At 69.5% G+C, this 13,342-nt stretch carries 12 protein-coding genes; 2 read left to right on the top strand and 10 right to left on the bottom strand.

What is annotated here, in order from left to right:
* Nucleotide 1: 1 nt before the first annotated feature.
* Entirely contained in the window at nt 2-1,066 is a 1,065-nt protein-coding gene (locus ACYVL2_RS02070; protein WP_460539694.1) for a hypothetical protein, read from the bottom strand.
* A gap of 303 nt (nt 1,067-1,369) precedes the next feature.
* On the opposite strand from ACYVL2_RS02070, the gene ACYVL2_RS02065 reads away from it, so the two are divergent.
* Nucleotides 1,370-2,092, top strand: a complete 723-nt coding sequence (locus ACYVL2_RS02065) for a winged helix-turn-helix domain-containing protein (protein WP_460539692.1) — start codon at nt 1,370-1,372, stop codon at nt 2,090-2,092.
* Nucleotides 2,093-2,293: 201 nt separating this feature from the next.
* Here the strand turns inward: ACYVL2_RS02065 and ACYVL2_RS02060 are convergent, their stop codons facing one another.
* The 5 genes from ACYVL2_RS02060 to ACYVL2_RS02040 all read right to left on the bottom strand — a co-directional run bounded on the left by ACYVL2_RS02060 (nt 2,294) and on the right by ACYVL2_RS02040 (nt 8,589).
* On the bottom strand, nt 2,294-5,266 hold the full coding sequence (locus tag ACYVL2_RS02060; RefSeq protein WP_460539690.1) for a S8 family peptidase: 2,973 nt from the start codon (nt 5,264-5,266) through the stop codon (nt 2,294-2,296).
* A gap of 319 nt (nt 5,267-5,585) precedes the next feature.
* On the bottom strand, nt 5,586-6,188 hold the full coding sequence (locus ACYVL2_RS02055; RefSeq protein ID WP_460539688.1) for a DUF1707 SHOCT-like domain-containing protein: 603 nt from the start codon (nt 6,186-6,188) through the stop codon (nt 5,586-5,588).
* Between the two features lie 6 nt (nt 6,189-6,194).
* A complete protein-coding gene (locus ACYVL2_RS02050; RefSeq protein ID WP_460539686.1) occupies nt 6,195-6,632 on the bottom strand; it encodes a hypothetical protein in 438 nt (145 codons plus the stop codon).
* A gap of 158 nt (nt 6,633-6,790) precedes the next feature.
* Nucleotides 6,791-7,615, bottom strand: coding sequence for an endonuclease domain-containing protein (locus tag ACYVL2_RS02045; RefSeq protein ID WP_460539684.1), 825 nt, complete (start codon nt 7,613-7,615; stop codon nt 6,791-6,793).
* A 134-nt stretch (nt 7,616-7,749) separates the two neighbouring features.
* A complete protein-coding gene (locus tag ACYVL2_RS02040) occupies nt 7,750-8,589 on the bottom strand; it encodes a hypothetical protein (protein WP_460539682.1) in 840 nt (279 codons plus the stop codon).
* Nucleotides 8,590-8,911: 322 nt separating this feature from the next.
* Between ACYVL2_RS02040 and ACYVL2_RS02035 the strand changes: the two genes are divergently transcribed.
* A complete protein-coding gene (locus ACYVL2_RS02035) occupies nt 8,912-10,054 on the top strand; it encodes a HEAT repeat domain-containing protein (protein WP_460539681.1) in 1,143 nt (380 codons plus the stop codon).
* Here the strand turns inward: ACYVL2_RS02035 and ACYVL2_RS02030 are convergent.
* From ACYVL2_RS02030 to ACYVL2_RS02015, 4 genes are all read right to left on the bottom strand, one after another.
* Nucleotides 10,051-10,914: a class I SAM-dependent methyltransferase gene (locus tag ACYVL2_RS02030; RefSeq protein WP_460539679.1), complete on the bottom strand. Its 864-nt coding sequence runs from the start codon at nt 10,912-10,914 to the stop codon at nt 10,051-10,053. The genes ACYVL2_RS02035 and ACYVL2_RS02030 overlap by 4 nt on opposite strands.
* A gap of 98 nt (nt 10,915-11,012) precedes the next feature.
* Nucleotides 11,013-11,720, bottom strand: a complete 708-nt coding sequence (locus tag ACYVL2_RS02025; RefSeq protein WP_460539677.1) for a sensor domain-containing protein — start codon at nt 11,718-11,720, stop codon at nt 11,013-11,015.
* Between the two features lie 284 nt (nt 11,721-12,004).
* A complete protein-coding gene (locus ACYVL2_RS02020; protein WP_460539675.1) occupies nt 12,005-12,373 on the bottom strand; it encodes a hypothetical protein in 369 nt (122 codons plus the stop codon).
* On the bottom strand, nt 12,373-13,152 hold the full coding sequence (locus tag ACYVL2_RS02015) for a hypothetical protein (RefSeq protein WP_460539673.1): 780 nt from the start codon (nt 13,150-13,152) through the stop codon (nt 12,373-12,375). Before ACYVL2_RS02015 ends, ACYVL2_RS02020 begins: the two co-directional genes overlap by 1 nt.
* Nucleotides 13,153-13,342: the final 190 nt, after the last annotated feature.

Below are 13,342 nucleotides of genomic sequence, written 5' to 3'. Positions count from 1 at the left end.
GTTAGTCGATGATGTAGTAGGCACTCAACAGATACACGACCGGTCCGGTGAGCGCGAACGCGAACAGTGGTCCGGCAACGTTGATCACCGGCTGCGGGGCGGTGCCGTCGCCGTCGATGCGGCGGGCGGCGGCCACGTAGCCGCAGGCCAGGTCGACCAGGACGGCGGTGAGGGCGACGAGCAGACCGCCGATGGCGGCGTTGCGCGGTTCGGGGCCCTCGATGACCAGGCCGGCGTAGGCCGCCGAGGCGGTGCCGCACATGGTGCCGATGACGATGCCGAACGCGCCGCGGGTCACCTGTCGGTTGATGCGCGGGTCGGGCATGACGACGTCGACGGCGCGGGCGGCGAGGATGGCCGTCCCGGCGGCGACGACCGCCGAGTACATCGCGGGCGGTGCCGCGCCCAGCCGCGACAGCGCTATATAAGAGGCATATCCGGCCACTGCGATGCACAGCAGCATCGTGAATCCGAGGTTCTCGATGACGCCGGCGTGGTCGCGGCGGAACAGGTGCGCGAAGGCCGCGCCCTGGAACGCCAGGGCGACCAGGATGGTGATCGGCATCAGCGAGACCGGGGTCCAGGTGACGGCGACCCAGTCGACGGCCAGCGCGAGCGCGGCGCCGACGGCCAGGGGCACCCAGGCGCCGGCGATGCGGCGGGTCCACACGACGGTCACGAGCATCGCGAGCTGGAGCACCGCGATTCCGGCGGCGTAGATCGGGCGTTCCAGCGGTGCGCCGAGGATGAGGCCCGCGCTGACGAGGACGGTGACCGCCAGGGGCGGGAGCCGGTGCAGCCAGTGCGGAGTCGGCGGGGGCATGGTGTGGTCTTCGTCGCCGGTGTCCGTTTCGCCGGCTTGGCGGTAGGGGCTCGGCTCGGTCGAGGGGATGAGGCGCCTGATGCGGCTTCCGGCCCGCTCGCTGCGGCCGGCGGCGCGGCGGGGTCGATCGGCGCCGCCGGGTTCGGCGGGCGGCTGCGCCGCTGCCCACGCAGGGTCCTCAGGAGGCGGCGCGGCCTCGGCCGGCTGGTGGCCCCAAGTCTCGTCGGGTCGGCTGTACGACACGATGGACAGCCTACGGCAAGCCGCCTGTGAACTGTTCACCTTCGCAGCCGGGCGGGGAGGTATCGATCCGGGCGTGTCGCTCCCGGCGTCTCCCAGACCGCCGTATAGCGGACCCGCGTCCGGGGAAGGTCCGTCCGTTCACAGCGGCTTTGTCACATGGTGAGGTTTCAGTGGGGTGAAGCTGGCCTTTTGTTCAGCATCCGCATACACTGATCGAGACTCCACCTACCGTCTGTACATACAGCCCGCCGCCGAAGTCGGGAAGCCTAGGCCGCGTGTGCTCAAGAACAGCGGAGGACTGCTGTGGAAATACTGATCCTCACTTCGAATCCGGTACCGGAGTCACCAGAGTCGATTCTGCCCTCGCTCGAACTGCTGCCCCACCGCGCCCGCTATGCGGGCCGCGACGTTCGGGCCCTGCTGAGCGGTCCCAGCCCTGATGCGGTCATGGTCGACGCGCGCGCCGATCTCGCGGATGCCCGCGCCACCTGCCGGGTCCTGCAGGCGACGGGACTGACCGTTCCGCTGTTCGGCATCGTCACCGAGGCGGGTCTGGCCGCGCTGCAGGCCGACTGGGGCGTGGACGATTTCCTGCTGTCGAGTTCCGGCCCGGCCGAGGTCGAGGCCCGGCTGCGGTTGGCGACCGGCAAGCCGAACGCGGCGGCCGCCTCGGGTCCGGCCGTGATCCGCGCCGGCGACCTGACCGTCGACCCGGACACGTACGCCGCGAAACTCAAGGGCCGCCCGCTGGACCTGACGTACAAGGAGTTCGAGCTGCTGCGTTTCCTGGCCCAGCACCCGGGCCGGGTGTTCACCCGCGAGCAGCTGCTGCGGGAGGTCTGGGGCTACGACTATTTCGGCGGCACCCGCACGGTCGACGTGCACGTGCGGCGGCTGCGGGCCAAGCTCGGCAGCGAATACGAGTCGATGATCGGCACGGTGCGGCAGGTCGGCTACAAGTTCGTGGCCCCGCCGCCGGACAACCTCCGCGAATCCGAACCGGAGCCGCAAAGAGTCGACGCCTGACGACCGCCCACCGCGATCCTATAGGATATTTCCTATATCCTATAGGATCGCGGTGCTGTTTTCTCGGGCGGGGATGTCGCCAGGGGCAGCGGAGCGGCGTCGGTCTCGGCCCGCGCCACCGGTAGGTGCCGCCACGCCGCGAACGCGAAACGAAAAGGGACCCGCCGCGGATCGCGGCGGGCCCCTGTGCGGAGTTCCTTATCAGGTCGTGACGCTCACGACGGTCGAGTCGATGTACTCGCCGTTCGAACCGAAGTCGACCGTGCCCAGGTAACGGGAGTCGGCTTCGAGACCGGTCCAGGCCAGGTCCAGGTCGAACGATCCGCCCAGCGACACGGACTGCTCGGCCGGCGAGACGGTGAGGTTGCCCTCGTCCGAGCTCGGCACGGTCCAGCTGTGCAGCATCGTGTCCACACTCTGCGGGCCGCCCCACAGGTCGACGAAGACCACGAACGTGTAGCCGCCCGGCAGGGTGACCGTCTCGTTCGAGGTGCCGGTCGCCGAGTAGCCGACCAGGCTCAGTGAGCCGTCGTCGTTCTTCAGGTACACGAAGATGTCGAGGTCGGTGCCGTCCGGGTGGTCGGCGTCGAACGTCGAGAACCGCACCAGCGAGGCGTCGGCCGGCGTGTCGAATTCCCAGGCCTTGGTGTGCGGGCCTTCGACGGGGTCGGCGTCGGGGAAGGAAGAGCTGTCCGGGTCGGTCAGCGTCGCCGTCGAGACCTCGGAGGCCACCAGGCCGGACACGCCGGCGGTGAGGCCGCCGTCGAAACCGGCGGTGCCCGTCAGCGTCGTCTCACCAGAGGCGCCCTCGAGGTTGACCTCGTCCTCGACGCCGAGCTGGGTCGGCTTGACCACGATCGGGGAGCGGACCTCGTGCTTGGACTTGCCCCAGCCGCCCATCTCCTTCCAGGTGATCTCGCCCCACGCCCACTCGTCGAACGTGCCGTCAGTGCGCTCGATGGTGACCGTGTAAGTGGCCGAACCGCCGGCCGGCACGAGCAGGTACCGGTGGCTGACCGAGACGTCGGTGCCCTCGGGGTCCTTCACCTTGGCCTTGTAGAAGCCGGTGCGGTCCGACACGTTCGTGACGGTGCGGGTGACGGTGTAGACGCCGGTCAGCTCGGCGACCGTGATCGACGGGTAGTTCAGCTGCGAGGGCTCCATCGAACCGTAGACCTCGCAGGCCGACGCGATCTTGTACGCCTCGGCGGTGCCGCACATGTACTGGATCCAGTCGACCGGACCCGACTCGTAGACCAGGCCGGGATCGAACATCGACTTGCCGTCGACGTGGCCGGCACCGAAGTCGAACGGAGTGGCGTCCTCGCCGCCGCGCTGGATGGTGCCGCCGTTCTCGTCCTCGGTGTAGGCGGTCGTCATCATGGCCGACTTGACGGCCGTGGGCGACCACTCGGGGTTCTCGCTGAGCAGCAGCGCCGCCAGGCCGGCGACGTGCGGGCTCGACATCGAGGTGCCCTGAGAGGCGCCGTAGTCGTTGCCGCGGTTGTGCTCCGGGGTCAGACCGGCGAGGATCTCGACACCCGGGGCGGTGACGTCCGGCTTGAGCAGGTTCTGGCCGGCGGCCAGGGCCGGACCGGCCGAAGAGAACGCGGCCATCTCGGGGGCGTTCTGCTCCTGGCGCTCGGAGGTGGTCACCGAGACGGCCGGGTCGTCGGTCGACTCGACCCATTCGGCCAGGGCCAGTCCGTCGTTGTAAGCGACGTGGATCGTCGGCACGGCCTGGGAGGTGACCACCGAGGCCGGACCGCGGTCGTCGGCGTCGCGGACGATCAATGCCAAACCGCCGGCGGCGGCGACCTCGTTGGCCATGTCGGTGAACAGGTTGCCACGCTGGCACAGGACGCCGAAGCCCTCGGTCTTCGCCGGGTCGAGCGTGCCCGGGTCGCATCCGACGGCCGCTTCGGGATCGGCGTCGTCGAAGGCGGCCTCCAGGCCGGTCTTGACCGGGAAGTCGATGGCGCCGTTGATGGCGCCGACCTCGATGGTGGTGCCGCCGTAGGTCAGCTCCGAGCGGTAGGTCATGTCGTGCGTCGAAGCGGCGACGGTGGTGACCCACGGCTCCTGGTGGTCCACGGTGGAACCGGGGCCGTTGTTGCCGGCCGAGGAGGCGACGAACACGCCGGCGGAGGCGGCGTTGAAGAACGCGATCGAGACCGAGTCGATGAACTCGTTGGTGCCGACCGAGCCGATGGAGAAGTTGATGACGTCGACGCCGTCGGCGACGGCCGCGTTGATGCCGGCGACGAGGTCGGAGCCGGCGCAGCCGCCCCAGCAGACCTTGTAGGCGGCGACGCGGGCGGCCGGGGCCATGCCCGAGACGGTGCCGAACTCCTCGCCGTCCATGACCACTTCGGACTCGTAGTTGCCGGCGGCGGTGCTGGCGGTGTGGGTGCCGTGGCCGTTGCCGTCACGCGGGGAGGCGTAACCGTCGGCCGACACGCCGCGGGCGTCGAACCAGCGGGCGCCGATCAGCTTGTTGTTGCAGGTGATGTTGCCCGCGGGGTCCTCGTCCTGGCCCTCCTCGCATTCACCGTTCCACTTGGCGTCGATGACGTCCTGGTCGGGGCGCGGTTCGGGCAGGGCCGAGAAGGACGGGTTCTCGGGCCAGATGCCGGTGTCGAGGACACCGACGATGACGCCTTCACCGGCCCGCTCCGGGTCGCCGAAGTACTGCTTCCAGGCGCCCTTCTTGCCTTCCAGGCCAAGGAAGTCGGGGGTGGTGGCGGTGTCGAGCTGGTAGATCTTGTCGGGCTCGACCGCGGCGACACGGTCGTTCTGCGCGAGCGCCTCGGCCTCTTCGGCGGTCAATTCGGTCGCGAAACCGTTCAGGACGGTGTCGTACTCGGCGGCCGGTTCGAGGTCGAACTCGTCGAGGACCTCGTCGCGCTGCTCGGCCAGGTGATCGCGGTACTTCTCGACCTCGGGGGAGTCGAAGTCGATCCTCTCGCCCTCGGTCGGCGCGGTCGCGGCGAGGCCGGCCTGGTCGCCGTCGTAGGTGGCCACCGGCTCGTCGTCGAGCTGGACGATGTAGTAGCCGTCGGTGTACTCGACGGCCTGTGCCGGGGCTTCCTTGTAGTACTCGGGAGTGACTTCAGGCAGCGAGGATGGCTCGGCCGCCGCCGGTCCGGCGGCGGTGGCGAGACCGGCGACCATTATCGGAACGGTCGCGGCCGCCAGGATGGCCCTGGTTCCGGCTCTCGCACGCCCTCTGGCGTGCCGTCGGAATATACGGGGGGACGGAGATCCCATTCGATGAGCTCCTCTCAAAGGGGACGAGCGCCGCGGAGGGTGAGGATGCGACGCACCAGAGCGAGCCTATTGTGAGCCCGACTCCGTGTAAACCCTCATATAAGGAGATTTCGGCGTTCCGCCGATACTGTTATGCGGCCGTGACATTGCGATCTCACGCAAGTCGAAGTGGACCCGCTCCCGAGCCGCCCGACAGTACGGTCCGGCCGATTTGCGGTGATTACTACCAGCGCCACCACAGGAAGCGGTATTGGTAGCGGATCTTCACCGAGCTGGCCTTGGCGGCACCGGTGACGTTGATGCGAAGACCGTTGACGCCCTTGTACTCGCACTTGTTCTTCGTCGCACTGGCGATCACCTCGACGCTGTCGTCGGCGTAGGCCTCGTCCGGCAGGATCAGCTCCAGCGAGCTGGCCTTCAGGTCGATGTCGATGTCCACCTCGCGGGTGCCGATGACGGCCTTGGTGAAGTCGAGCTTCAGCGAGCTGGCCTTGCCGTTGATCTTCAGCAGCCGCGGCACCAGCCACTCGCCGGTGCGGTGGATCGACGACGCGGTGGGCGCCAGGCTCATCTCGCTGGGCGCCGGTGCCGCGCGGCGGGCATCGGCCGCGGAGCCGGGCACCGCCAGCCGGCCGGTCTCGTCGTCGGGCAGATCGGCCAGGAGCCCGGCCACCTCGCCGTAGGTCTTGGCCGCGTACACCTCGCGGGAGCGCTCGGCGAACTCGTCCAGGTCGAGCCGCCCCTCCTCGGTGGCCGAGTGCAGCCTGCCGATGATCGCCTCGCGTTCGGCGTTCGAGATCCGCATGGTCGGGTCGGGCGTGGACATTTCGGTTTACCTTCTGTTCGAACCGGGGCTGAGCCGCCGGGGACGGCGCACCAGCCCGCCGTTGCACCATTCGTCGTAGTCGAACAGGTCCGGCTGGCGGATGAGCGCCTTGGTGTTCGCGGCCCACAGTCCAACATACTGGTCGCCGGTCTCTTGTGCTTTCTCGAGTAGTCTGTCGACCCGTTTGCGCGAGTGCACCCTGAACTTGGTGCGCACCGCGTCGCCCGAGTAGATGTAGAGGATGTGCAGGGCGAACGAGCGTTTCGGGCAGGTGGAGTCGGCGGCCAGTTCCAGCCAGGCGTCGACGAGCTCGTCGGTGGCGAGCGTGAGGTCCCACTGGCGGCCCTCGGGTGCGACCGAGAGCGGGTCGAGCGCCCAGGCTCGGACCTCCTCGACGGTGGGGAGCGCGGGGTGGGCGAACCCGGTGAAGGACGCTTCCGTCACGTGTACTCCCGGCGGCCGATCTCAGGGATTCGAACAATGCTCGACCGATCGTAACCCGACTGTGCTGTTCCGCCCTCCTTCCTGCCCGCCGCCATGACCTCCGCCTCCCCGCCCCATCGAGGTCGTCGGCGGTGAGCGCGGTCGTGTCGCGACCGGTCTCATCGGCGTGTCATCGCGTCGGCTACCGCGTCGATCCTCGCTCCCACGTCGTGGAGCTCGGCCAGGTCCGGATCCCACCCTCGCTCGAGCAGGAGTTCGCGCAGCTCGGCCAGCCAGCGGCGCGGGTCCTCCATCACGTCGCTCGCGTTGAGCACCAGCACCTTCCAGCCCAGATCGCCGAGCACGCGGTGGCGTCTTCGATCCGAGCTCTCGGCGGCGGTGCCGGTGTGCACGGCCATGCCGTCGTATTCGACGCCGACCTTCCAGCCCTTCCATCCGAGGTCGAGGAACCGCGGGCGCCGGCCGTGCGTGCGGACGCGCAGCTGCGGGGTCGGCCCCGGCAGTCCCGCATCGGCGATCAGGCAGCGAGACCACGACTCCATGGGCGATTCGGCCCTGGGGTCGGCCGCCAGCAGGGTGGCGTTGGCGCGCCGTAGCCGATCGCCGTGCAGCCGTTCGAGCGCGGCCGCCAAGCCGCGCGAGTCGACGCCGGCCCGCAGGAACTGGTCGGCGGCGGCCACGGCCTCGAGGCGCGGCAGGTCCGCCGCGCAGTCCACGAGGGTGCGGGACCGGTGCGTCACCGGCAACCCGTCGATCACGGTCGTGTCGCTCTCCGGCAGGTCGGCGGCGCACTCGAGCGGCCAGCCGCGCTCGTCCGCTCCCGGCGGCAGTACGTCGAAGCCGTGGATCCAGGCCGCGGTGCGCCCGGTGGCCACGACACTGAAGTCGGATTCGAATGCGGCCTCGAAGCGCCCGCGAAGCCCCTGGTGGGCCTGAGGGGACGGATCTGCCAGTGCGGTGCGGTATGTCGGTATCTGCAGCATGCATCGAGTGTCACTGAACGGGCACGCGGCGTCAACGACTCATTTTCGGCCTGTGGATAACTTCGAGCGGGAAGCGAAAAGCCGGGTCCGCGCCTCGATCGGCGGGCACCCGGCCTCGGCGAAGCCACAAGAGACTAGAAGTAGACGACGTCGCAGGCTTTCCAGGCGCCGCCCTCATCGACCATGACCAACGCCGAGTAGACGCCGGCGTTGTCCTCGTTCGGCGCCGCGTCGTCGAACGTCCAGTTCGCCCACGCCTGGATCTGGCCGTCGACCTCGCGCGACATGCCCCAGATCAGCCAGCCGTAGTCGGTGGCGCCGGTGTCCTCGTAGTAGTCGACCTCCCACTCGAGCATGTCCGACGGCTCCGAGCACATCAGCCCCTCCATCGCGGCGATGTCGCCGGAGTCGGCGGCCAGCGCCCAGTCGATCGCGACGCCCTCGGGCGTGTTCGGGTCGTAGTCGTCGGCGTTCACCGGCTCGCCCCAGCCGTCGTAGGCCCCCGGCTCGCCGCCCGAGTCGGCCGGCTCGTCCGACTCGGTGGGCTCCTCCGGCTCGCCGGCCTCGGACTCCTCGGGCTCGGCCTCGCTGGTCTCGCTCGTGGTGCTACCGGCCTGGCCCGACTCGTCGTCGAGCATCCCCGGCACCAGCAGGACCGCGGCCACACCGAGGATCACCACGAGACCGACGATCACGACCAGGATGATGCCGAGGTTGCCGCCCTGCTTGGCCGGGGGAAGCGGCGGCGGCATGACCTGCCCGGGCTGGGTCGGATAGCCCGGCTGGACGCCGACCGGCGGGGTCATGTTCGGCGGCTGCTGACCGTACTGCGGTGGCTGGCCGAACTCGTAATTGGGCGGAGGCTGCGGAGCGCTGTGGTAGCCCTGCGAATACGGGTCGTTCGGCGGCGGGGGCGGCTGGGAACCCGGCGGGTACTGCTGCGGGTCGTAGCCGCCGGGGGGCGGGTAAGTCATCGCTCTCTGCTGCCTCTGCTCTTGCGGGGACGGGTGGCGGTGAAGGCCTTTCACCGGGGTGTAACCGATCGTACAGCGACTCCGCCGCTCCGTCGTACGCCAAGACGAGCTCGGGCCCGCATCGACTGGCGAACGGTTACCGTGTGTCGCACACCCTGTGCGATGGGGCTTCGTATTGGGGTTTAACATGTATGACCCCGGCACTGACACCGCAGGCCGCATACGACTCCGTTGCGACGCGCCGACCCGATGGAGCGACTGGCAGAGCCGTACCGAGAAGTTCAGGCAGCGACACAACCGGCTATTTCCCGAGGTTCAACGTATGGCGACTGTCCAAGTTCTGGGTCTGTGGACACTGCGGTTCTCCAGTGTGCTCGCCCCCATACCGATCGTGGAGGCCCTGGGCCTGCACCGAGGCTGGGGCTACGGCCTGCTGTGCCCGGCCGTGGTCGCCGGCTGGGCCACCGGCCGCTGGTGCCGCCGCCGCGAACTCGCCCGCCTCCGCGAAGACTCCGGCCGCAGGGCCGTCGGCGGCGCCGACTCGCGGACCTCGTTCTGGCGCGAGGACAAGATGGGCGAGATCTCCGAGACGATCGACGTGGCGCGCCGAAGCTCCTCGCACCCGCCCGAACAGCGCGAACGGGCCATGCGGAACCTCGTCGACAGCATCAAGAACGAAGGCATCGAGGCCGACCTGCGCATCCAACTCGTCCAGGACCTGGTCGACCTCGGCGGCCACGACATGGCGATACGACTCCTCCCCGTCGTAAGGTCATCCGATGTGGATATAGAGGTGCGGTTGGAAGCGGCCGAGCACATGGGCCGCTTCAGCGCCGAGGACGGCGCCCGCGCCCTCGAGGCGATCGCCACCGACACCACCGTCGACGACCAGTACCGCCTCGACGCCGCCAGCGCCCTGGTCGACTGCGCGAGGCGCCCGGCCGGCATCGCGCTGATGCGGCTGGTCACCGACAACTCGGTGAGCGAATACGTGCGGCACGGCGCCGCGAACATGCTCCGCCGCGTCAACCGGTCCTCCGCCGCGCTGGCCTTCCAGCACTTGGCGGCGGCCCCGCTCGTCAGCCCCCGCGTGCGCATCATCTGCGCCGAGCAGCTCGCCGACGACAACGCCCACGAAGCGGTGAACGTCCTGTGGCGGCTCATCAAAGGCGTCGAGTCCAGCATGGATTACAACGTCGGCATCGACGCTGCCGAATCGCTCCACGGAATCAGCCCCGACAACGGCATCGAGGCGTACTCGGCGCTCGCGGTCGACGCGAACTTCGCCTGGTACGGCCGGATCGAAGCGGCCTACCGCCTCGGCAGGCTCGGCGTCAGCGACGGCTTCGACCTGCTCAGCGACTTCGCCCGCGCCGACGAACTCGACAACGTCTTCGGGCTGGCCGCGCTCGACCGCCTCTTCCAGCTGGAGACCGAGACCGGCACGCTCGAAGCCGACGACTAGCGTTTGACGCCCACATAGGTCGATCGAATCTCCAGGTGGTGGAGGTCCCGGCGCGCACCGAGCCAGTGCGGACTGTCGGGATCGAGCAGTGCCTCCCACGTCGACTGGTCCTCGCCGTCCAAGAAGTCCTGGAACCAGGCGACTCTGGCCGCCAGCGCCTTGAGCGTCGAATCGAGCGCTTCGCCCTCCAGCGGAGCCGGCAGTGCGACGACGTCGTTGAACTCCCGGACTTCCGTCAACCCGGCGCGCTCGAGAGCGACGTTCCAGCCGTACGGCAGCGGAGTGGCCTTGTGCGCGGCGTTCTCGGCCTCCATGCGCCGCGACCAGGCTTCGGCCAGCCGCAGCTCGAGTCCCGGCCGGCCGATGCCGATGTCCCACGGTAGGTATCGCGGCGCGATCCCGCCCTCCCCGAGCGCCAGGCGCCCGCCGGGAGCGAGGATCCCCGACAGGTCGTCCAGCACCGCCTGCTGATCGGCGGCATGGTGAATGACGCCGCCGGCCCAGACCAGGTCGGCCGGTTGCGGGATGAGGTCGGCGAGGGCGCCGAGATCGTTGAGGTCGACGACGGCGGTGTCGACGGCCAGACCGGTCTCGGCGGCGCGTTGGCGTGCCAGCTCGACCATGTCGGGATGGGAGTCGACGGCGAACACCCGTGCCTGAGGATGCGACTCGGCCAGCGCCAGCGCCATGCCCGCGGCGCCGCAGCCGACGTCGAGCATGACCGCGTCGTCGGGCGAACTCAATCGCTCGGCCTGGCGCCGGTAGCGTTCGGACTCGGCTTCCGCTCGCTCGCGGAACATGGCCACCGCCTCGCCGAAGTCGATCGCCGCGGACGTCTCGGAGGGCGAACCGTTGCTCATGCCCCCAACCTAGACCATGGGCCTCGCCGGGGGCCTCAGCGCGGCTTCGCCGATCGGGTGTGGCGCTTGCGCGCGGCCCGCCCGGTGCGGCGAGCGCCTCAGGCGCGGGCGATCCGGTCGCGAACCCGGGTGGACTCGCTGTCGAGCCGCTGTTCGCGGTCGAGGCGCGGGGATCCGTTCTCGGCCAGGCCGGTGAGCAGGCTCCGGGCGATACCGGCCTGCATCAAGGCACAGCCGCGCAGCGCCAGCGGCAGGAGCACCGCCAGCACGAGACCGCCGAGGAAGCCGAGCGCCGCGACGGCGAGGTAGGAGTCGCCCCAGCCGAGCCACCGCGTGGCGTACTCCATGCCGTCGCCGTCGCTGCCGAAGAGGCGGCGGAAGATCCAGCCGTACAGCGGGTACACCAGGGAAGCCACGGTGGCGGCCCACCAGGTCGCGGCGACGACGAACCCGAGGATGGCGACCGGGAAGTTGATCACGCTCCACAGCAGGTTCATCCAGGACTGGCCGTCGGCGACGGCCGTCAGGAGACGGCGGAGTCCGGAGGCACCGGGCCGCGCCTGCTTGTGCCGGGGGCGCGGGACCGATTCGCCGGTCACCTCTGCGAGCTGTTCGCGCCCGGCGGCGGCCATGCCGCGCATGGCAAGCAGTGTCGCGGCGAGGACCGGCACACCGATCCAGACCACCGCGGTGGCGACGCCGGCGGCGACGCCGACGACGGTGATGACGAACGCGGGTATCGCGATCGGGAGGCCGGCCAGCAGGTAACCGGTGTCGCGGCCCAGCTGCTTGAGGGTCTTTCGCATGAGTCGAACCTATGTCGATCCGCCGGCGCATTCGAGCCTGTGAGCTGGCGTTCCAATGGTGAGGACAGCCCTACCGTGGCTTCCCGAGGCGTCGGTCCAGATCACAGTGACCTCCCTGCCGGCCATGTCGGCGCGGGCCTGATGGGGCCACTGGTGACGGTGTCCTCCGTCTGCGGTCCTCAGTCTCGGCTCTTCGCGATGTGCATTGCCATACTCGTGCTGCTCTCTCGAAGCGAGATCCGCGAGTGGTGTGAGCGCTGATCTATGCCGCTGGATCGTTCGAGTCAACCTTCGCAGTTGCGCTCGACGGATGACCACACCTGCACGGCCAGCGCCCGGATGCTCCGGGCCCGCCCCGCCTCGCTCGCCCATTCGAGATGGCGCTGCTCGCTGATCACCAGCTCCGGACGGTCGTCGAGTCCGATCACCGAACCGAGCTCCGCCGGCTCGACGTCCACGAACGAAAGTCGGAGCCGCGGTCGCCCGGCGACGACGTGGAAGCGGATGAGTCGCTCATCGACCGTTCGAGTGTCGACCGGCACCAGACTCCCCGGTGCCGCTCTGGCGTTGGACGGTTCGAATCGAGGCAGGTCGTCGAGGGCGGCGAAGTAGCGCCGACGGATTAGCCGCGGGATGTAGCGTGACGGCCCCATCAGAACGTCCCGGTGCCGAAGGCACGGTTGGTGTCGAAGGCGTGCTCCCAGCCCGCGATGTACGCGCCGTGCCTGGGAGCCGCCACTGGCGGCACCCGGGCGGTTCCGCGCGCAGGCGCCGCTGTGGGGCGCTCGGCGGGTGCCGCCGGTCGAAACCGGTCGGCGACCCAGTGTCTGAACCGAGTGAACCGGCCTTTCCTCCGATGCAGTCGCGCTCTCCCGTCGATGTGCGCACGCGCCAGAGGCTCTGAGCCGATGAGGAACCGTTGCCAGGCGTCCTCCCTCAGGCTCGACGATCGCAGTCCGGCCCGCTCGGGTGGCGGCTCACCGGCCGATGCCGGCTCTGAAGCGGTCGCCGAATCGTCGACCGATGGTCGCGATACCTCGATGACCGGCGCCGGTGCGGGCAGGTTGAGCCTGATCCACGCGGAGACTTGACTTGCCTGCGACGGATCGTCGGGCGGCAGCGGATCGGGAAGTTCGCCGCGCCGATGGCGCCCGGTGCGCCGGTCCTGATACCAGCCGGGCGAGCCGAACGGCCCCGGGTCGAGCGGGTCTTCGGGCTTGCCGCCGATCTGCCATGTGTCACCTGGTCGGTGACGCAGGTAGGGAGGCTCGTACCACGGGCTGGCGGGGTCGTCGTCGGAAGCGGCCGGATCGCAGCAGTCGGGGCGGTGCTGGTATCGGTAGGCGCCTGGAGTATCGGGATCCGGCGAGCCGTCGGCCAGGAACAGCCGCCGACCGGCCCAGTCATAGTGGCCGTCACCTGGGACTTCCACGAGAGGACTCCCGGGGCCCGATCGCGGCGCGTGCTCCTCGGGACGGAGGTTTTCAGGCACGCCGGAATAGCGTATTGTCGTAGAGGACAAGGGAGGCTTCCTTCCTTGCTCGGCGCCGCCCGGCGGGATCAAGTTGGTAGCTCGTGACCACCGGGCGGCGAATCTTATTCTGATGTATGACTGGGCCGGA

It is taken from the genome of Glycomyces halotolerans, assembly GCF_054779575.1.
This window is presented reverse-complemented; position numbering and strand designations above follow the sequence as displayed.

Coding starts and splice junctions, on each gene's coding strand:
- ACYVL2_RS02020 (WP_460539675.1), bottom strand. CDS start 12,373: ATGGGGCCGTCACGCTACATCCCGCGGCTAATCCGTCGGCGCTACTTC.
- ACYVL2_RS02055 (WP_460539688.1), bottom strand. CDS start 6,188: ATGTCCACGCCCGACCCGACCATGCGGATCTCGAACGCCGAACGCGAG.
- ACYVL2_RS02060 (WP_460539690.1), bottom strand. CDS start 5,266: ATGGTCGCCGGTCTCGCCACCGCCGCCGGACCGGCGGCGGCCGAGCCA.
- ACYVL2_RS02045 (WP_460539684.1), bottom strand. CDS start 7,615: ATGCTGCAGATACCGACATACCGCACCGCACTGGCAGATCCGTCCCCT.
- ACYVL2_RS02025 (WP_460539677.1), bottom strand. CDS start 11,720: ATGCGAAAGACCCTCAAGCAGCTGGGCCGCGACACCGGTTACCTGCTG.
- ACYVL2_RS02035 (WP_460539681.1), top strand. CDS start 8,912: ATGGCGACTGTCCAAGTTCTGGGTCTGTGGACACTGCGGTTCTCCAGT.
- ACYVL2_RS02030 (WP_460539679.1), bottom strand. CDS start 10,914: ATGAGCAACGGTTCGCCCTCCGAGACGTCCGCGGCGATCGACTTCGGC.
- ACYVL2_RS02040 (WP_460539682.1), bottom strand. CDS start 8,589: ATGACTTACCCGCCCCCCGGCGGCTACGACCCGCAGCAGTACCCGCCG.